The organism is Nitrosococcus watsonii C-113 (assembly GCF_000143085.1).
Taxonomy (GTDB): Bacteria; Pseudomonadota; Gammaproteobacteria; order Nitrosococcales; family Nitrosococcaceae; genus Nitrosococcus; species Nitrosococcus watsonii.
In genome coordinates this window covers 2,709,102-2,727,420 of the sequence record NC_014315.1, presented here as the reverse complement: position 1 = coordinate 2,727,420, position 18,319 = coordinate 2,709,102, and the positions used below count along the sequence as shown (strand labels likewise).

At 47.4% G+C, this 18,319-nt stretch carries 21 protein-coding genes; 9 read left to right on the top strand and 12 right to left on the bottom strand.

Going from position 1 to position 18,319, the window contains the following annotated elements; genetic code table 11:
• Positions 1-13: 13 nt before the first annotated feature.
• The 4 genes from NWAT_RS12400 to NWAT_RS12385 all read right to left on the bottom strand — a co-directional run bounded on the left by NWAT_RS12400 (position 14) and on the right by NWAT_RS12385 (position 1,805).
• Complete coding sequence (locus NWAT_RS12400; protein ID WP_041350739.1) at positions 14-511, bottom strand: helicase-related protein; 498 nt, start codon at positions 509-511, stop codon at positions 14-16.
• Entirely contained in the window at positions 460-837 is a 378-nt protein-coding gene (locus NWAT_RS17590; protein ID WP_232420127.1) for a hypothetical protein, read from the bottom strand. The genes NWAT_RS12400 and NWAT_RS17590 overlap by 52 nt, the downstream gene beginning before the upstream one ends.
• Positions 838-1,260: 423 nt before the next feature.
• On the bottom strand, positions 1,261-1,557 hold the full coding sequence (locus NWAT_RS12390) for a type II toxin-antitoxin system RelE/ParE family toxin (protein ID WP_013221399.1): 297 nt from the start codon (positions 1,555-1,557) through the stop codon (positions 1,261-1,263).
• Positions 1,557-1,805 (bottom strand): type II toxin-antitoxin system ParD family antitoxin, encoded by a 249-nt coding sequence (locus tag NWAT_RS12385; RefSeq protein WP_013221398.1) that lies wholly within the window; start codon positions 1,803-1,805, stop codon positions 1,557-1,559. The genes NWAT_RS12390 and NWAT_RS12385 overlap by 1 nt, the downstream gene beginning before the upstream one ends.
• A gap of 446 nt (positions 1,806-2,251) precedes the next feature.
• Between NWAT_RS12385 and NWAT_RS12380 the strand changes: the two genes are divergently transcribed.
• The 5 genes from NWAT_RS12380 to NWAT_RS12360 all read left to right on the top strand — a co-directional run bounded on the left by NWAT_RS12380 (position 2,252) and on the right by NWAT_RS12360 (position 7,335).
• A complete protein-coding gene (locus NWAT_RS12380; RefSeq protein WP_013221397.1) occupies positions 2,252-2,680 on the top strand; it encodes a pilin in 429 nt (142 codons plus the stop codon).
• Between the two features lie 106 nt (positions 2,681-2,786).
• On the top strand, positions 2,787-4,736 hold the full coding sequence (locus NWAT_RS12375) for a tetratricopeptide repeat protein (RefSeq protein ID WP_013221396.1): 1,950 nt from the start codon (positions 2,787-2,789) through the stop codon (positions 4,734-4,736).
• A gap of 87 nt (positions 4,737-4,823) precedes the next feature.
• Positions 4,824-5,693 (top strand): glycosyltransferase family 2 protein, encoded by an 870-nt coding sequence (locus NWAT_RS12370; RefSeq protein ID WP_013221395.1) that lies wholly within the window; start codon positions 4,824-4,826, stop codon positions 5,691-5,693.
• 59 nt (positions 5,694-5,752) lie between these two features.
• Positions 5,753-6,520 (top strand): class I SAM-dependent methyltransferase, encoded by a 768-nt coding sequence (locus tag NWAT_RS15740; RefSeq protein ID WP_013221394.1) that lies wholly within the window; start codon positions 5,753-5,755, stop codon positions 6,518-6,520.
• Positions 6,521-6,609: 89 nt separating this feature from the next.
• Positions 6,610-7,335 carry a TylF/MycF/NovP-related O-methyltransferase gene (locus NWAT_RS12360; protein ID WP_013221393.1) on the top strand — a complete coding sequence of 242 codons (726 nt, stop codon included), beginning with the start codon at positions 6,610-6,612 and terminating at the stop codon, positions 7,333-7,335.
• 87 nt (positions 7,336-7,422) lie between these two features.
• On the opposite strand, the gene NWAT_RS12355 is transcribed toward NWAT_RS12360, so the two are convergent.
• The 6 genes from NWAT_RS12355 to NWAT_RS17575 form a co-directional block, all read right to left on the bottom strand.
• The gene (locus tag NWAT_RS12355) at positions 7,423-8,307 is read right to left on the bottom strand and encodes a lysylphosphatidylglycerol synthase domain-containing protein (protein ID WP_013221392.1); all 885 of its coding nucleotides are present in this window, start codon (positions 8,305-8,307) and stop codon (positions 7,423-7,425) included.
• Between the two features lie 4 nt (positions 8,308-8,311).
• Positions 8,312-9,445, bottom strand: a complete 1,134-nt coding sequence (locus NWAT_RS12350; protein ID WP_013221391.1) for a glycosyltransferase — start codon at positions 9,443-9,445, stop codon at positions 8,312-8,314.
• A complete protein-coding gene (gene asnB / locus NWAT_RS12345; RefSeq protein WP_013221390.1) occupies positions 9,432-11,360 on the bottom strand; it encodes an asparagine synthase (glutamine-hydrolyzing) in 1,929 nt (642 codons plus the stop codon). Before asnB ends, NWAT_RS12350 begins: the two co-directional genes overlap by 14 nt.
• A gap of 15 nt (positions 11,361-11,375) precedes the next feature.
• Complete coding sequence (locus NWAT_RS12340; protein ID WP_013221389.1) at positions 11,376-12,593, bottom strand: glycosyltransferase family 4 protein; 1,218 nt, start codon at positions 12,591-12,593, stop codon at positions 11,376-11,378.
• Between the two features lie 357 nt (positions 12,594-12,950).
• Positions 12,951-13,202, bottom strand: a complete 252-nt coding sequence (locus NWAT_RS17580) for a type II toxin-antitoxin system VapC family toxin (RefSeq protein WP_232420126.1) — start codon at positions 13,200-13,202, stop codon at positions 12,951-12,953.
• Between the two features lie 303 nt (positions 13,203-13,505).
• Complete coding sequence (locus NWAT_RS17575; protein ID WP_232420125.1) at positions 13,506-13,622, bottom strand: AbrB/MazE/SpoVT family DNA-binding domain-containing protein; 117 nt, start codon at positions 13,620-13,622, stop codon at positions 13,506-13,508.
• Positions 13,623-13,825: 203 nt separating this feature from the next.
• Between NWAT_RS17575 and NWAT_RS12325 the strand changes: the two genes are divergently transcribed.
• Positions 13,826-15,124 (top strand): TerD family protein, encoded by a 1,299-nt coding sequence (locus NWAT_RS12325; RefSeq protein WP_013221387.1) that lies wholly within the window; start codon positions 13,826-13,828, stop codon positions 15,122-15,124.
• 28 nt (positions 15,125-15,152) lie between these two features.
• On the opposite strand, the gene NWAT_RS12320 is transcribed toward NWAT_RS12325, so the two are convergent.
• Positions 15,153-15,569 carry a nucleotidyltransferase substrate binding protein gene (locus NWAT_RS12320; RefSeq protein WP_013221386.1) on the bottom strand — a complete coding sequence of 139 codons (417 nt, stop codon included), beginning with the start codon at positions 15,567-15,569 and terminating at the stop codon, positions 15,153-15,155.
• Positions 15,557-15,907 (bottom strand): nucleotidyltransferase family protein, encoded by a 351-nt coding sequence (locus NWAT_RS12315; RefSeq protein ID WP_013221385.1) that lies wholly within the window; start codon positions 15,905-15,907, stop codon positions 15,557-15,559. The genes NWAT_RS12320 and NWAT_RS12315 overlap by 13 nt, the downstream gene beginning before the upstream one ends.
• Positions 15,908-16,120: 213 nt before the next feature.
• Between NWAT_RS12315 and NWAT_RS12310 the strand changes: the two genes are divergently transcribed.
• From NWAT_RS12310 to NWAT_RS12300, 3 genes are all read left to right on the top strand, one after another.
• Positions 16,121-16,432 (top strand): nucleotidyltransferase domain-containing protein, encoded by a 312-nt coding sequence (locus NWAT_RS12310; protein WP_013221384.1) that lies wholly within the window; start codon positions 16,121-16,123, stop codon positions 16,430-16,432.
• A complete protein-coding gene (locus NWAT_RS12305; protein WP_013221383.1) occupies positions 16,429-16,893 on the top strand; it encodes a hypothetical protein in 465 nt (154 codons plus the stop codon). The genes NWAT_RS12310 and NWAT_RS12305 overlap by 4 nt, the downstream gene beginning before the upstream one ends.
• A 158-nt stretch (positions 16,894-17,051) precedes the next feature.
• On the top strand, positions 17,052-18,308 hold the full coding sequence (locus tag NWAT_RS12300; protein WP_013221382.1) for an exonuclease SbcCD subunit D C-terminal domain-containing protein: 1,257 nt from the start codon (positions 17,052-17,054) through the stop codon (positions 18,306-18,308).
• The last annotated feature ends 11 nt before the right edge of the window (positions 18,309-18,319 follow it).

Below are 18,319 nucleotides of genomic sequence, written 5' to 3'. Positions count from 1 at the left end.
CATGCCCTTTTATTTACCATCCTTGCCCCATGAGATTGGCCAAATCCCGGCGGGCAAAAACCTTGGCGCAGTTGCGCCAGCTATCCTCGCCCGGTTCTAGGGTGGCATTGTAACGAAGGTCGAAACCGGTCGTCTGGCGGCGCGCCTCGATATAGCGATCCATCTCCTCCCCCAGCCGGGCGATGTCCTCGATCCATTCGTCTCTGATGGTATCGGGCAACGCCCCAAGCAGATCGTAGCGGTCGCGCATGCGCTCGGAGAGCCGCTCGTAAATGGTTTCATCCACGGTGCCCTGATAGACCAGATTCAGCATGTCCACGTTTTCCCTGATCTGGCCCAGCCGCTTGATGCGCCCGAGGCGCTGTTCCAGCCGGGTGGGATTCCAGGGTAAGTCCACATTGATAAGGGTCCCGAGCATCTGGAGATTGAGTCCTTCACAGGCCGCGTCGGTGGCTATCATCAGCCGGACTTCCCGCTCCGCCACCAGCCGCTTGAGGGCTTCGCGCTCCATCTGAACAGTCTCCTGCTGGTGGTAAAGACGGCTTTTGCCCGCGCCGGATGCTTGGCCAGCAGCCCGAGGGCAATCATCAGATGGCTTTTACCCCCGCCCATGGCCTGGGCCAACTCGAAGACCGCTTGATCGGATTTCCCCCCCAGCCGTAGCAGCCCCTCTCGGAAGAGTTCCTCCATGCCCCGGGTGATGTGGTTTTTTTCAAAGAAGGCGGCTCCATCGCCTTCGTCGCCGATAAGATCGGCCAAATTCTCAATGGCGTCGGTCATGGTGTAGTCGAGCGCCAGGGGATGAAGCTGGCAAGCGTCGCGGATGGTTTTCAGCATGGGTTTTCCCTGATAAGCACTTTTCTGCAAATTGATATGCTGTAGCTATCGACGAGAAGCAAGCGGACTGAAGATACGGTGGGCTGGGCCTAGAGCGGATATTAGCTAGCTTATGATGGAAGGAAAGAAGGAAAAAATCGAGCACAAGCATTGAAAATGCGGAGGGGACCGTCAAAGCGCTCAAGCAGATCGCCAAGGTACTTGGGGTGGATATCGATGATCTTGTAGATACCCGCGATCAGGATGGTATGTAGAGAGAGATCTTGGCACGAGACGACTCAATAAAAAAACCCACGGCAGGTTATTAAGGCAGAGCGGGATGCGCTACGCTTTCCTGCCCTACGTGCTGCCTAGGGAAAGCATATCGAAGCAGGAAGGTTCCTGGGGTGACCCAAGAGCCCTCGCCCACTCGGGCGAGGAGTGTCAGCCGTTAAAATGATTCAGAATATCCATATCCTGGTGAGGGAGACCGATGATATCAATGCCACCCTCGCGCAGGAGATAAAAAATCAGATGCGCCCCCTGGGGAAAGCAATAATAACCTTCTTGGATATCAGGCCGGTGCTTTCCTAGGCGCGGATTTTCCGCCAGCCAGGCAAAACGTTTATCAAGGTTTTTTAGATAAATATTGCGTTGCTGCCGGCCCCAGGTTTTGAGCGTATAGCGCCCAATATTTTTTAAATCCGTGCTTGCCCGTGGTGTAATTCTATAATCAGGCATTAGCGTTCCCGATCTAACTCGGCGATCACCGCCTCGATGGAATAGTTTTCAACAAACTCACCGCGCTGTGCCTGTGCCGCCCCCTGCCCTAAATGCGCCCGCAATGCCTCCAGCTTGCTTTCCCGTGCTTCCAACAAGCGCAGCGCATCGCGCACGACTTCGCTGGCGGAACCGTAGCGCCCGCTGGCCATTTTATTCTTGATAAAAGTTTCCCAGTGCTCCCCAAGGCTTAGGCTGGTATTGGCCATGATTGCCACCTCATATATTCATATTTACCAAATATTAATATATCTTTTTTGGCCATGCTTTGCCAATAAAAAAAGGGTTGCCCTGCAAAAGTAAGCATTTACTCCGTAATGATAAAGGGACGCGCATTGAATGGGGGACGGGTTGAGGAGCCCCCTTTTTAGAATAGCGCGAAAAGGTGACCCAGCGCGTCACTTTTGGTCCGTCTTGGGCATATCCAAGCGTCCCTTCCCGTTGATTGCCCACTTCCGAATAGCGACTCCGCGCCTTTCCCTACATTGTTTTCTCCTAACTTTGTGAACTCCTTCCCATAAAGCCTTGGCGTTTTTGGCCGAAACAGAAGCATGGCACATGGATTGCCTTATGAAGGGTGCAGGCAGGGAAAACATGGAACTGCCAACCGTATAAAGTTTGGATTTTATTATATTCATTTTGGAGTAACGTATACATGAGAACAGTACAACAGGGTTTTACCTTGATCGAACTCATGATCGTGGTGGCGATCATCGGTATTTTAGCCGCTGTGGCGATTCCGGCCTATCAAGACTACACAATACGGGCTAAGGTCTCTGAGCCCTTGAGTTTTGGCGATTCAGCCAAGGTATCTGTAAGTGAATACTTTCAAGCTGTGGGTGCGATGCCAACAACTATGAGCGCTGCCGGCATTTCTAGTGTGAGTTCACCATACATTAGTAGTATAGCTTACACTAACACCGGTTCTGTGGGAGCAACGATTACTGTGGCCACGAAGAATTTAGGAAATAGTGTTACGGGTAACATTGTACTGGATGGTACAGGCAAGACAGATGGCACGGTTACTTGGATTTGTACGAATAGCACTCTTGCCAAAAAATACCTACCCGCGAATTGTCGCTGAGGTCTAGTTTAAGTGGCTATATAAAATCAGGGCGTTCCTAAGGAACGCCCTTTTTTAATTTGTGCTTTTGGATAATGGAAAGGGATATTTTTCTTTTTTAAAAATCATGAATAAAAATCGCTCTAGCCTCCGTACCTTCCTGCCTTTTTTTCTTATCCTACTCCTAGTCGGAATAATTTATTTTCCTGGGCTTTCTGGCGGATTCATTTTTGATGATATCAGCAATATTGTCCAAAATAGCCGTCTGCAAGTAGATACCCTGACCTTGGAGGGGGTGCGCCAGGCTGCATTTTCTGGTATTGCAAGCAGCATAGGTCGGCCATTAAGCCAATTAAGTTTTTGGGTAAATTATTATTGTAATGGTTTAGATCCTTTCTATTTTAAGCTTACTAACTTGATCATTCATATCCTCAACGGCATTCTTCTTTTCTGTTTGACCTTACAGATTCTATTTGCGTATCGTCGTAGCCGGCATAATTCATCTTTATCCGATCAGCGAGTTTACTGGATCGCAATAATAGCAGTTAGCGTATGGCTTCTTCATCCGCTAGGCATTACTAGTGTTTTATTTGTGGTTCAGAGAATGAATAGCCTGGCTTCATTGTTTGTTCTGGCTGGGTTAATTTGCTATATGGCGGGAAGGGAACGTTTGGATCGTGCGGATAATGGCTTCGGCCTAATGCTCGGAGGACTAGGTTTTGGTTTTTTGGCGGTGTTGAGCAAAGAAAATGGCGCATTGTTACCTCTTTTTATGCTGGTTATTGAGGCTACAATATATCGTTTTTCCCTAAAGAGAAGGGAGGATCGGATTAAGCTTAATATTTTTTTTGCGATAATCGTGGGTTTACCAGCGCTAGCATTTTTTGTTTATGTTGCAGTCTATCCTGAATGGTTATTGTCAGGCTATCAGACACGCGATTTCACGCTATATCAGCGTCTCCTGACAGAAGCGCGAGTGTTATGGCTCTATATATCTTGGATCTTTCTTCCTAACCCCATTCAATTAAGCTTATTTCATGACGATATTATCATTTCACATGGAATGTTCACACCTTATACAACAGTGTTGGCTGTTATAGGTCTTCTTTTAATAGGGGCATCCGCCTTTTATCTGAGAAATCGTATCCCTCTGTTATTGTTTTCAGTCGCTTGGTTTTTAGCAGGGCACAGTTTAGAATCTTCCGTAATTGGCCTTGAACTAGTTCATGAACACCGTAATTATCTTCCAATGTATGGCCCAATTTTAGCTATATCCTATTTAATACTAGGGCCATGGCCGCAGAAATCAATAAAGCTGCGCGCTGTCACAGCAGTTTCTATCATTTCACTTTTTGTAGCTGTAACCGCATTGCGTGTAGATGAATGGCGCGATGTTGATCGGCTAAGAATCATCATGGCAGAGCATCACCCGGAGTCGCCTCGCGCAACTTATGAGGCAGGGCTGGTTTATGCAAATGTGATTTTAAAAAGCCCTGAACTTGAGAAAATGTATTATGAGAAAGCAAGGCAATATTTCCTGCTCTCCACAAGCTTAAGTAATGCTTATATAAATGGACTTTTTGCCGTTATCTTGCTTGATCAAACGAACGGAAGGCCGGTTGATCATAACTTGCTTAAAAAGCTAGAGCTACGATTAGCAAGTATGCCATTAAATGGAACTGTGATAGAGCCTTTCAGAGGATTAGTGGATTGGACTGAAAAACGAGTAGTCTCTTTGGATGAAGATGAAATCGTTTCTTTGTTTGAAGCGGCTTTAGGTAATGGTAGCGCTAGTCATGGAACACGTGCCGCACTATTTTCCACTTTAAGTAGATACTATTTAAATTCTCTTGGTCAATTACAGGATGCAGTAAATTTTGCTATTGCCGCCATAAATGAGAATCCGAGAGAACCCATTCATCACCTTAGCCTAGCCGACCTTGCTGTAAAATTTGATAATTATTCATTAGCAATAGCCGAATTAAATAAAGTAAAGAAATTGGATACTAAAGGCGCTTTCACGTTACAAATAGAAAGCATGGAAGATCAGATTTATAAGAAAAATAATAAGATATAGAATTTACTCAGATGCAGTGCATATACAAACAAAGATGAATCACCAGGTAACAATCCCATAAGTTATAAAATTATCTTTGGAAAGATTATGAAAGAAATAGGTTCTTTGAGTATTATTCTTCCAGCTAAGAATGAAGCCAATAGTCTTGAAAGACTTTTGCCGGTATTGCGTCAAGGTTATCCCGATGCGGAGATTCTCGTCGTTAATGATGGCTCGAGTGATCATACCGTAGAGGTGGCCCAGGTTGCGGGGGCCAAGGTGATTACCCATGCCTATAGCATGGGCAACGGCGCGGCTGTCAAACATGGCGCCCGCGCCGCTACGGGAGAAGTGATTGTGTTCATGGATGCCGATGGGCAACATGATCCGGCGGATATTGCCCGTTTGCTGAAACGTCTCGCGGAAGGCTTTGACATGGTGGTTGGGGCGCGAGATTCCGCCTCCCAGGCTTCTTTAAGCAGGCGGCTGGGTAATGGCTTTTATAACCGTCTTGCCAGTTGGGTTACGGGGCACCGGATTGAGGATTTGACTTCGGGTTTCCGGGCGGTGCGGGCCAAGCGCTTTCGTGAATTTCTTTATCTGTTACCCAATGGCTTTTCCTATCCGACCACCAGCACCATGGCTTTTTTTCGAGCTGGCTACCTAGTGAGTTATATCCCTATTCGCGCCCATAAACGAGAGGGGAAAAGTCATATCAAGCTGGCTAAGGATGGACTGCGGTTTTTTTTAATTATATTGAAAGTGGCGACGCTTTATTCGCCCCTGAAAGTATTTACCCCTATTAGTTTTATTTTTTTTATTCTCGGTGTTAGTAACTATTTATATACTTATATGATTGCTGGGCAGTTCACCAATATGAGCGCCTTGCTATTGATTACTTCCCTTCTAGTTTTTTTGATGGGCCTTATCTCGGAGCAAATTGCTAATTTGCTATATGCAAATACAGCTAGGCAATGAATTTAACAAATTCAAAGGACGGTAATGGTGTCGAAGTTATAGCAAATTGAGATTTACATATGACAGCGGAGAACAACTGTTATCTAGCAAGTATCAGAACCCATGAACTCAAGGTAGCAATGAATTACCTTCCTGAGGGCGCTCGGATTTTAGAGATTGGTGCTGGCGCTGGTTGGCAGGCCAAGCTTCTCTCTGAGCATGGCTATCACGTCAATGCGATTGATGTGGAAGAAAGCCGCTATTTATCACAGGCTGTATTTCCTGTGAAAATTTATGATGGCTATAAGATTCCTTTTGCTGATAATACATTTGATATTGTATTTAGCTCTAACGTTCTAGAGCATATACCTCATTTAGATAAATTCCAGGATGAAATTAAACGTGTATTAAAGTCCGGTGGTTCAGCAATTCATATCGTTCCCACATCTACATGGAGATTTTGGACTTTCCTGACGCACCATGTCTACATTGCTAAGCTTAGTTTTCGTGCATTAAAATATTCTGTTTTTAAGTTTTCTACTATGAAAAACTCTGCACCCCTAATAACTAGACGTTTAAATCTAGCAAATCTGATTCGTATAATACTTTGGCCTCATCGTCATGGAGAACACGGCAATTCGTTATCAGAGCTATATCTTTTTAGTTACTATGGTTGGAGACGCTTATTTAAGCGAGGTGGGTGGATAATAAAGCATACCTATCGTACAAGGCTATTCTATACTGGAAATGCTATTTTTCATTGCAATTTATCTCCTAAAATACGGGCAAGATTAAGCTATGCATTAGGAAGTTCAAGCAATATTTTTTTTCTAAACAACGATGATTAAAAGGCTAATTAAACTAGCTTATAGCAAGCTTTACTCTAAATGGGAATTGATTAATAAGAATGTATACTGTTAGCCGCATAGGCAAAGCGATGAAGTGGATTATAAAAGGAACTCCAGCACAGCGTAGGCGTGTGCGCCAGGAGTTTGCAAGAATATCAGCATCTGCTTTTGGTGATTTTCCTATAAGCGATGATTACAAGCTATGGCGTGAGGATAAAGTTTTTCTAGCTAATTTTAAGCGTCTTTCACCTCAGAATTTCTATTCTGAAGATCGAAAATACACTCTTCGAGAATTTTGTAAATTTACCCAATTTATTCCGGGAGCGATGGCCGAGTGCGGTTGCTACCAAGGCGCTTCGGCATGGTTTATGGCAGCGTCTTCTCCTGAAACCCCTTTATATTTATTTGATTCTTTTGCCGGTCTTTCCCAGCCTCAGGAGATTGATCGCCCCCTTAAGAATGACCACTTTGAATGGTCTCAAGGTAATCTGTACGCAGCGGAAGATAGAGTGAGAGAAGTATTACAGGAGTTTTCAAATATAATCATTTATAAAGGCTGGATACCGTCAAGATTCGAAGAAGTTAGGAACAAAAAATTTCGACTTGTACACATTGATGTTGATCTTTATCAGCCTACTTTAGATAGTCTTGCCTTTTTCTATCCCCGCTTGAATCCTGGAGGCGTGCTTGTCCTTGACGATTATGGTTCAACTGTATGCCATGGAGCCTATTCTGCGGTACAAGAATTTATGTCAAATAAACCTGAATATGTGATATCGCTTACTACGGGTCAGGGAATAATAATTAAGAAGTAGTTAATAAGAACAGATAGAAATAATATTATTTTTTACATATACCAGAGATGTTGCTTACTGATTGTGAGCGATTAAATAGATAAAATATCAACGGCAAGGACGTATTAGCAAAACGATCAATCCACAGGCCAAGATATGGGCTAAGCGCAAAAGCAAGGCGAGGCTCAGTGCTTCACTTACGGTTAACCCATAGAGATAAGCGCTATATCCGTAGATGGCATCTTGGACTCCCAGGTTATTGGGTGTTATTGCAATGAATGTTGATGAAAATACTACCACAGTAAGCAAGAATGCATCTTGAATGTTGATTTGCGTATCAAAAGACCAGTAGACCACATATAAGCTAAGTGCGCCTAGAATGTACTGGATAGCAACGAGAAGCAATGTGCGTGCTGGAGGCAATATGAAGAAAAAGGCCAGCATATCTTTATGCCTATCAATAAACTTAATGTGTGCGGATGACCAAAGAATTGCTAAATGGGAAGCACGCAGCCCTAGAGGCCATGATATAAATAAAATTCCACTGACAAATGCAAGGGGACGAATCGGTTCGTAATGACTAATAGACCCGGCAATTGCGGCTATGCCGGTTGCAACCCAAAAGCTAAGTTGTAATTGATGCAATGTGGCACGTATGGTAGTGGGGATTTCTATCCCATGCCGTTTAAAAAAAGCCATTCGCACGGCGATTCCCGGCTGAAACGGCCCCAGATAATTAGCGATATTGGCTAAAGCCCAAGCGCGTAAAGTATCCTGGAAAGGAGGTTTGTTAAGCGTCTCTATAAGTTGCAGAAAATTTAAAGCCTGCGCTGAAAAACCGAGAATGGTGATTCCTGTAACATATAATAATACCCATCGATGGTAGATAAAGGTGTTTATTACCTCCACTCGATGAGTATAAAACAAGAATGCAAGTAGCGTTATAATGATTAGGTAAAGCACCCACCGCATGATTTTCTTTAATTTAAACATTAAATCATTGCTCAATCTTTGACAGCCTCATAGCGGTAAGATAACGTAGGGCTATGGAATCAGGGGAAAAAACCTTCGCCTGGGCTTGTAATGTGCTTGCTTCAGGAGGATGGTCTAAGGTTTGTAATATGGCTGTAGATAGTGCTTGTATGTCGCCCACTGGCACTAAGCACCCAAAGCGGCCTTCTTCTAATATTTCTCGCGGCCCGCTGTGGCAATCAGTTGCCACAATAGGGAGTCCAAACCCTAAGGCTTCAAGGATTACGCTGGGCATTCCTTCCCAGCGAGAGGATAGGACAAACAGTGATGCTTTTTTTAGGTAGGGATATGGGTTAACTTTGAAACCAGGCAATGCGACATCATCAACGAGATCAAAGCGGTGAACTAAGGCTTCAAGGTTACTGCGCCCTTTCCCTTCTCCTAGAATCATAAGGCGTGCAGGTCGATTCCGCCGTAAGCAGGCGAAGGCACAAATTAGTGTGGCAAAATCTTTTTGTTCCGTTAATCGTCCTAAACTGATAATGACTGGTGGTTGATCTTTATCAAACCAAGGATGATTAATTTTTTCCTCTGCCAGGCGGGTGAGGGTAGCCATATCTACCGGATTAGGAACAAACGTTATTTTATCCGGCGTAAGACCAATTATGTTGATTAAATCCTTCTCCACCCCCTGCGAAACTGCAATCACTGCATCTGCTAGGGGATAAAGAACTTGTACCGCTAATTGCGTTAGAAAGCTGCGATGGTTAAGGGCGGTATTGGCTTCTCGCAACACTAGGCGAGCAGGAGACCGTGCAAAAATCTTTGCAAAAATAGCGATTAGATTTGCCCCGGTGAGGGTGCTCATCAAAGTGGTTGGTTGCTCCCGCCGTAGATAGCGGATGAGTCCCCATAAAGCGCTAAGCGCTAACCCTGTTCTGCCAGAGCGTGATAAACCCGTGGTTAAACTATGCAAGTGAATACCCTGAGGCACTAAGTTAAGTAAAGATCCCTGGGCGCGTGCCAGCAGGAGATCCACTTGGATATTCTTTTCCATGAACACCTTGGCCAGGGTGAGCATTACCCGTTCTGCTCCGCCCCCATTAAGATCAGGCAGAAAAATCGCCAGCTTCGGTTTTATGGACTTATGCGCCGACACTTACTTTTCCCAGGTGCCCATTACTACAGCTTAAATCATTAGGGGTGTATGGCTTGCTATTAAGTTGTTGGGTATGCCGAGAGCGCCAGAGCAAATAAACATAGATTTGCCACAAGCGATAACCATGATCCCGTTGCTTTTTACGGTGGGCTGTGAGTAAAGCTAGGAATGGGGAAGGATGCAATGGGCTATCTCCCTCTTGCAGAAGTATTTCTAGCTCCGTGCCCATGGTCCCTCGAAACCAATTATGGATGGGAGCAGCAAAACCTTGTTTTCGGCGATGCCAGATCTCGGCAGAAAAATACTCTCCAAAGGTTTCCCGCAAAAAGCATTTGCCCTTTAAGCCCTGCCGATGCCAACGGCGGGGCAGAGAGAAGGCGAGTTCCACAATTTCTTTATCCAGAAAGGGAGCCCGGCATTCGAGACCATAGGCCATGGAGGCCCGGTCAACTTTAGTAAGGATATCCTGCGGCAGGTAGATAAGGGCGTCTGCGGCCATCATGGCTTGGATATCATCCAGGCGGCTTTCTTCAGGCAGATGAGGTGGAGTGTGACCATACCCTGCTAATTCGGGAGCCAACCGTTGAAAATCTGCCTGGGAATAGAACAGTGGGGCAAGGTAAGGGGTTTCAGTACCCATGCGCTGCACGATATCTTCAAACAGATGGGCCTTTTTCAACAGGCTGCGGCTATGATGAGCCATGGGTTCCGGCAAGGCCCGTATCATGCGGCCAAGCCCTTTTCTAAGCCCCTTGGGCAGGCGCGTGTACCAGCGCAAGATGGCGCGGGCCTGATAGCGCTGGTAGCCACTAAAGAGTTCATCGCCCCCATCCCCTGACAAGACCACCTTGACATGCTGGGAGGCAAGCTCGGAAACCAAAGCCGTGGGCAGCAGGGAAGAGTCGGCAAACGGTTGGCCGATGTGATCTTGTATTAGCTGTTGCAGTTGGGTGACATCCCACTGTTCCAGGCAGCGCTCATAGTGTTGAGTTTGGTGTTTTTTTGCAATGAGGCGGGCATAGGAGCGTTCATCGTAAGCGGTTTCTGAAAACCCTAAGGTGAAAGTTTTAGGGGTAAAGTCTAGTTTTTTGCTTAGCAAACTCACAATAAGTGAGGAATCAATACCACCAGAAAGAAAAGCGCCGATTTCCACGTCTGCTACCAGGCGGCGTTGTATGGCCTGGATAAATTTATCCTGTAACAGTGCTTGGGCTTGTTGATGAGTGCCGGTAAATGGAGTAGTGGAGAGAGACCAATAGGGCCTGGAATGGGGTTTGCTCTCAGGAGACCAGGTGAGAAGATGCCCTGGCAGTACTTCGCAAATGCCTTTGTAAGCCGTAGTGCCAGGAAGATAGTAGCCGTAGCGGAAGTAATCAGCAGTACTATTTAAGTCTTCAGTCAATGGTTGAGCGGAAAGAGAGAACAATGCAGGCAACTCGGAGGCACAGCAGATAGCTTCTTCGTATAGTTGATAATATAGAGGCTTTTTGCCCATTCTATCCCGGGCCAATACTAATTCTCGTTCCTGCTGATCCCAGAAGGCCACGGCCCACATTCCTTCCATTTGATGGAAAAAATTTGGGCCATAGGTGATAAGACCTGCAAGCACAACTTCAGTATCGCTTTGAGTGCGAAACGGCCAGTGTTTCAATGGACCAGTACGCAACTCCTGGTAATTATAGACTTCACCGTTATAAGTGAGAAAGTAACGTCCGCTGGGATCGTTGATGGGCTGATGACCGGATGTGGGGCCGATAATAGAAAGTCGGCGGTGTCCCATAGCCCACTGTTTATCGGCAATAATACCTTGGTCATCGGGGCCTCGATGGGCAATTCGAGTAAGCCCCCGATGTACTCTTTTAGTTCGTTCGGATAACTCTAGCTGAGGAGAGTAGGTAAAAACTATGCCGCACATAGAATTGCAAGGTCTCTAAGAAAGGATCTGCCGGTAAAGCTCAGCATAGCGGGAACTCGTATGAGTCCAAAAAAGCCCTTGGTCAAGGATAAACCGTCTAGCATTCTTGGCGAGTTGTTGTCTCAAGGAAGCGTTTTGAGATAGCCGCCGCAGCGCATCTGCAAGTCTCTCGATAGATTTTGGCGGAAATAAAATTCCTGTTTTACCGTTCTGCACTATTTCCTGGGTGCCTGGAATATTGGTTGCAATAATAGGCAAGCCCGCTGCCATGGCTTCTAATAGAACATTGGGACGTCCTTCGCTGTGGCTTGCTAAAATAAATATGTCTGCTTTTTCGAGATATGCTGGAATTTCACTGGGAGCTATATTACCGGTAAAGCTAATTTTTTTATGTAATTCAAACAATTTTGTTAGGTTTTGCAGTTTTTCTTTTTCTGGGCCATTGCCGACAATAGTAAGGTTTAGATCAATCTCATTTTTCAATAGATTCACTGCCTGGATAATCTGCTCAACCCCTTTTAATGGGATCAAACTTGCAACGGTGATCAGCCTCAATGTTTGCGAATCCGTTTGTTGGCGTCGAGCGCCGATATCTAGAAAGCATTGATCGACACCATTATGGATGACGGTAAATTTATTATTTTGGGTTGGAAATTGCTGTACTGCCAAAAACCGAATGGAGTCGCTGACTGCTACCACATGGTTACTTAGCCGTAGGCAAAGTCCTAGTATTATTCGATAAACCCGCGATGATCGAGAACGATTAACATCTTGTCCTCGAAGTGTGGTAATGATCGGTTTTCCTGTAAACCAAGCGGCAATGCCTGCGATGACACCATTAATAGACCAATTGGCATGAATAAGATCAACGTTCCTAGCAGTACGCAAGCAAGCCAAAAACATTGATCCTAAAAACACTGGGAGGAGAAGGTAGAAAATCCGCCGCTGTTTTAGGGTCGCCGGAATCCCGCCTGGTTGATGAGCAAGTTGTTGCCAAGAACGGGGGGCATAGCGGAAACAGCGGATTTGGTAATTGGCATTCGTTGGTAGTTGCTCCGATTCAATACCGCTGGGGGCAATGGCAGTTGCCTCCACTGAGGGGGGCAAATTTTGGATTAAACGTTTTACGAATGTGCCGCTTACCGCCGTTGTTGTAAGCGGAAAGGAAGTGGTGAGCACAGCGACACGGAGAGCTCGTTCTTGCAAAGTAGAAGACAGAGGGAAAGAAGGCATTGAAGCAGTTATCTCCTTAAGTTATGCTGTGCAGCAGCTTGCAATATACATGAGCCTAAACCGTTAATTTTGGGGATTACGCTTAGGTGGTAATTTTAGCTATTAAAGAATCGTGCTACTTTAGGCCATTAGTTCAATGTGTATTGCAATAATTCCGCATAGTGCAATTAACGGCATGGGGTTACAAAGCTTGAATACCATATGGAACCCGATTTTAGAAATTATACTGGGAAATAGATGTCGCTAGGCTAAAAAAAATGCAAAACCCGTCTCAGATAATCAGTATGGTAAGGTAGGGCGGGAAAGCGTAGCGCATCCCGCCCTACGTGATTATATAGTGGCGTTTGTAAAGGAAGGCTAGCTCCGTTGCGGCGTCAGCAGCGCTACTGTCGGAAAGTAGGCGCGAATGGGGGCAGTGTCCCGTGTCAGCACCGGCATTTCCCGTACCGCCGTATGCGCGCCGATAAAGAAATCCGGTAACACGCTGGCCCGTGTTCCCCGCCGCGCGCGGTATTGCCGGAATGCCTTGCCGGCCAGAAACAGGGCTTCCCGGGATAATGCCTCAAGAGTAGCATCGAAGTTGGTAAGGGCCCGCTCTAATTCTGCCATGTTGTCATACCACACCGAGAACTCGGCATACACGACCGGGTTGATCACCAGTTTGCCGTGTTCCGCAGCCCATTCTAGCTGTGTCAGCGACCAGTCCGCCCAGTGTGGATCGCCTTTCACTACATCCAGCAGCAGCAAGTGTCGACCAGAATTATTTCAGGCCAGGGTCGTTGACGTCAGCATTGTAGCCACGCAGCAAATGCATCCATTCATCGGTGGTCCTGCCGGTATCGAGCGTGCCTCGCAGCTTGCCGAAACGATCCTTACGGCGTTCTGGTGGGGCATTTTCCGTCGGACGCAGAATCACTTTGCCATGGGGCCTAGGGAAAAATCAACCGCTGATCCTGGGCGCAAGCCGAGATAATCACGAATCTTCTTTGGCACCGTAACTTGGCCTTTACGGGTAAGGATCGTGGCCATAGTTAACCTCCATTCAGTATTACTTAATCAAGGTATTGTAATACCTAGAAAATTGCAATGCAGTTGAGAGCTTTGTCCGTGGCTTAGAAGCATACAGTCATTAGCTATCAGCCAGACTACAACCTTTTTCTTGACTGCGCTGAAGATAGGCGCGGTTAGGCCGATGAACTTTCCATAGGGTTAAAATAGCAGGGGAGTTTAACGTGGCTGCTTCAATCAGGAAAGGCGAGAATGTATGGCTATCCAAAGATCTTAATCAATCAAGGGATCTATATATTCAAATCAAGTGGAGAATGAAAAATAACGTTTCAATAGAAGCGGACATAGATGCCAGTATTTTCCTTGTCAATGCTAATGAAAAAGTAAGAAAAGACCAGGATTTTATCTTTTACAATAATGGCATTGATGAAGATAAGTCGGTTGTTCATATTAGCAGCGAAGGCAACGATAATAAGAGTACGGGTTTTATTATTCACTTAAAGAAAATTTCCCAGGAAATACAAAAACTGGTGTGTTGCCTGACGATTCATGGCTGGGAGGAGCATCGTCAAAACCTAAAAGATGTCCTGGAATTGCTCAGTATAAGTTTAGTAGATCGTACTCCCTCTAATCATAGTTTGGCCGCCTATAATATGACCGGCGATATTGGCAATGAAACGGCGCTGATGCTGGGGGAAATTTATCGCCATCATACCGGCTGGAAGTTCCGCGCTATCGGGCAAGGATTTTCGGGCGGCTTGAAAGCCCTGGCCGAGCATTTTGGCGTCCCTATAAACATGGACGATCTGGCGGAAGATGAGGTAGCGCCCCAGGAAAAAGCAACTCGACGATCCCGGCAAGCGGTGATCGATGAACAAAAAGAGCTGATTAAAAAGGGACTACAAACCTATTTGCCTTATATTAACAGCGCTCTGGAAAAGAACCAGAATGAAAGCAGTACCCGGATGATTCTCGATCGTCTCTTGCAGGATGCCCTAGGCTATAAAATGGATGAAATAAAAAATGAGGAGTCAATCAAAGGTAAGAAAGCTGATTACGTTCTCTCCGTTCAAGAAGAGGATGTCATCGTTATTGAAGCCAAACGTATCAACTCAAAGCTCCGGGATAGACAAATATTTCAGGCGACTTCTTATGGCGCCCACTCGGGGATAAAGTGGGCTATTCTGACGAACGTGATCTCTTGGCAACTTTACAGGATAACCACGTGTGACGGCAAAATAGAATCACATCTCGTTTTTGATGTGGACATACGAAACGGCCTGGATGATGAGACCGTTCATTGTCTTTACCTCATTTCCCGTTATGGCATAAAAAGAAAAGGCTTGCTGGAGCAACTCTGGGTCAAAGCAAGCTCGCTCACTCAAGAAAGCCTGATTAACGCGCTTCTCTCCGAAGAGGTCTTTTCAAAGGTTAGAATTTTCTTGAATAAGGAGTCGGATTGCAAGTTGACCGATCAGGAGGTGTATGCCGTCTTGGAACGATGGCTGCTGCAATCGGATTAGCTAGAATAACCGTACTTGCATTTAGCGATCATGCGCGGGGGACGCTACTTTTGCCAAGTCTTTCTTCCATGCGGTTTAGCCAGTTGCCCATGAGCTTATGGTAGGCACCTAAGCGGGAGAAGATCTTCTTGGCAAGCGCTTCGTTATAAGTATGAGATGTGAGATTACGGTCGTCCGCCATTTGCAGCGCGAGGCGTGATTCGTCCTCATCGAAAAGATTTGTTTGTAAGGAAGCCCTAATGACGGTTTTTGGAGATGCCGCATCTATTCCCTCTATAATCTGGAGGTGTCGCTGAGCGGCCTTCCAGACGGCTTCGAAGCTGAATTCAAAGCGTTGTATACTGGCATCGCGCTCAATATCGTTAGGCTGAGATAAATTGGCTAGTTTTCCAAAACGTAATAGTGCTTTGCGAGCGGTACCAATTCTTTGCTTTAGTCTTTCCACTGAATACCTTTTTCAAGGACACGCCGGCGGAATGTTTGGGATGTCTGTGACAGATCGACCAAGTCCACCTGATAAATGATTTGGCTTTCTTCGAGAGCTTCTCGAATTTCCGCGAGGAGACCTACGGGCAGCGGCTCATAGGGATCTATGCCAATGTCGATGTCTGAATAGCGGCCCATGGTTCCATCTGCCCTAGAACCAAATAAGTAGATATCCGCCTTTATCCCCCCTAGTTTTTCTCGCACGATTCGCTGAGATTCCGCGATGTCCCATTGGGGGGCTTTTTTCAGGGGATATATATGGTCATTGTGGGTAGAGTTTAAAAATTTTGTATTCATCAGAGGTAAAGTTTATATCCGCATATTTTAATTGCTAGGATAAGTTATCAGTACTTTTTTAGCCAATGGCCTATTGGGGGGTAGGATGCGAATAGATGGGCCTTGGCTCTTGAAGTTCGGGGTGAGATGAATGAGAAACAGGGCTATTCTCATAATTGAACCGGCAATTAAAACTGTGATGTGATAAAAGATAGTGTGGGGGCAGGGTTAAGGATGCGGCTGACCATACCTGAACGACGAGCACTTATCGAGGCGGCGCGGAAATGTTTTGGTCCCGAGGCGTGTGTGTTTCTGTTTGGTTCGAGAACGGATGACTTGCGTCGGGGAGGTGATATTGACTTATTGATCGAACTTCCTGAATCGTTGTCTGCCGAGGAAACCGCTAGAATCCGCGCGCGCTTCGTGGCGGAGGTATGGCGTCGATTGGGAGAGCGCAAACTAGATGTGGTATTGGCCGAGCCTGGCGAAGAGGACGAATTCGTGCAAACGGTGCGGGCGCAGGCCCTGCCCCTGGAGGTAGCGTGACGAGGACGAGGCTGGAAGCGGCGCTTTGGGAAGCGGATCGGCATCTAGTGGTTCTGGAGCAGGCAATGGCAAGTTGGGCGGTCTATGGTGAGGTAGCCAGCCTCAATGAGGTTGAAGGAGATCCCCACCGCTTGAGGGTTGCGGATCAGGTGTTATTTCGTTTCATGAAGCTCCAGGATGCCTTGGGGATGCGCCTCGTGCCGGCGACTTTGGCTGCTTTAGGCGAACCTTTCGAGGAGTGGCCCATGCGTGACCGGCTCGACCGCTTGGAAAAATTGCATGTGCTCAATGCCACCGATTGGTTCGCCTGGAGGGAAATCCGCAATCGGCTTGCCCATGAATATCCCGACCGGCCTCAGCGCCGTTTAGCCAATCTGCTTGCCGCGGTGGAGGCGGCAGGTGCGTTGGCTGGGCTGTACCGCCATTGGCGGACCTTTCTTCAAGCGCGAGGAATGGCCTAATTTGGGTGAAAAAAGCTCAATCCCTCTTACTACCAGAACCGATGGCGAAACTCCAATAAACATGCCGCCTATCAAAGGCGGGTATTCAATATCCTGCTTTGCTTGATACAAAAAGATGATGACCGCCGCTTTGATCCAATGAAGGCATTGATTACCCAATGAGAGTCCTCCACACATCCGACTGGCACCTCGGGCGCACCCTGTACGGCAGAAAACGCTACGAGGAGTTCGAGGCCTTTCTGGCCTGGCTGGCGGAGACGATTCAGCAGCAAGGCATCGATACCCTGCTGGTGGCAGGCGATGTCTTTGACACCAGCGCCCCGAGCAACCGTGCGCAGCAGCTCTATTACCGCTTTCTATGCCAGGTGGCCGCTTCCTCCTGCCGCCATGTGGTGATTATCGCGGGCAATCATGACTCACCGTCCTTTCTCAATGCTCCCAGGGAACTGCTTAAGGCGCTCGATGTCCATGTGATCGGTAGCAGGTGCGAAGACCCGCGGGACGAGATTCTGGTGCTCGCCGATGCCCAGGGAACGCCGGCGCTGATTGTCTGTGCCGTGCCCTACCTGCGCGACCGGGACATCCGCGTGGCGGAAGCGGGTGAGAGCGTCGAGGACAAGGAGCGCAAGCTGATTGCCGGCATCCGCACCCATTACGCCACCGTCGCCGCCCTGGCCGAAGGCAAGCGCGAGGAACTCGGGGTTGATATTCCCATCGTCGCCATGGGGCATCTGTTTACCGCTGGCGGACAAACCCTCGACGGCGATGGCGTGCGCGAGCTCTATGTTGGCTCCCTGGCCCATGTGACGGCGGGGATTTTTCCCACCAGTCTTGATTACCTGGCGCTTGGACACCTTCACGTTCCGCAAAGGGTGAGCGGCTCCGACACCATACGCTACAGCGGCTCGCCTCTGCCCATGGGGTTTGGCGAGGCAAAACAGCAGAAGAGCGTTTGCCGGGTTACCTTTGACCGGGACGCGGGCGACAGCAGGGCTGCAGCCGTGCAACTGATCGACGTGCCGGTGTTTCAAAAGCTCGAGCGCGTCACGGGAGACTGGGATGGCATCGCTCGCTGCCTCCGCGAATTGTCGGCAAGCGGCTCCGCGGATGAATCGGCAATCTGGCTCGAAGTCATTTACGCAGGCGAGGCAGTCATTGGCGACCTGCGTGAGCGCCTGGAGGCTGCAATTTCCGGCACCCGGATGGAAATTCTCCGCATCAAAAACAACCGCATCATCGACCGCGTACTGGGGCAAATCCATGCAGAGGAAACGCTCGATGACCTGAACGTGGACGATGTGTTCGAACGCTGCCTCGCCGCTCATGAGGTGCCTGAAGACCAGCGGCCGGAACTGCTTGCGGCCTACCGGGAAACGGTCTCGTCTCTCACTGAAGACGACGTGCAGGCGCAATAGAGAGGCCGGCG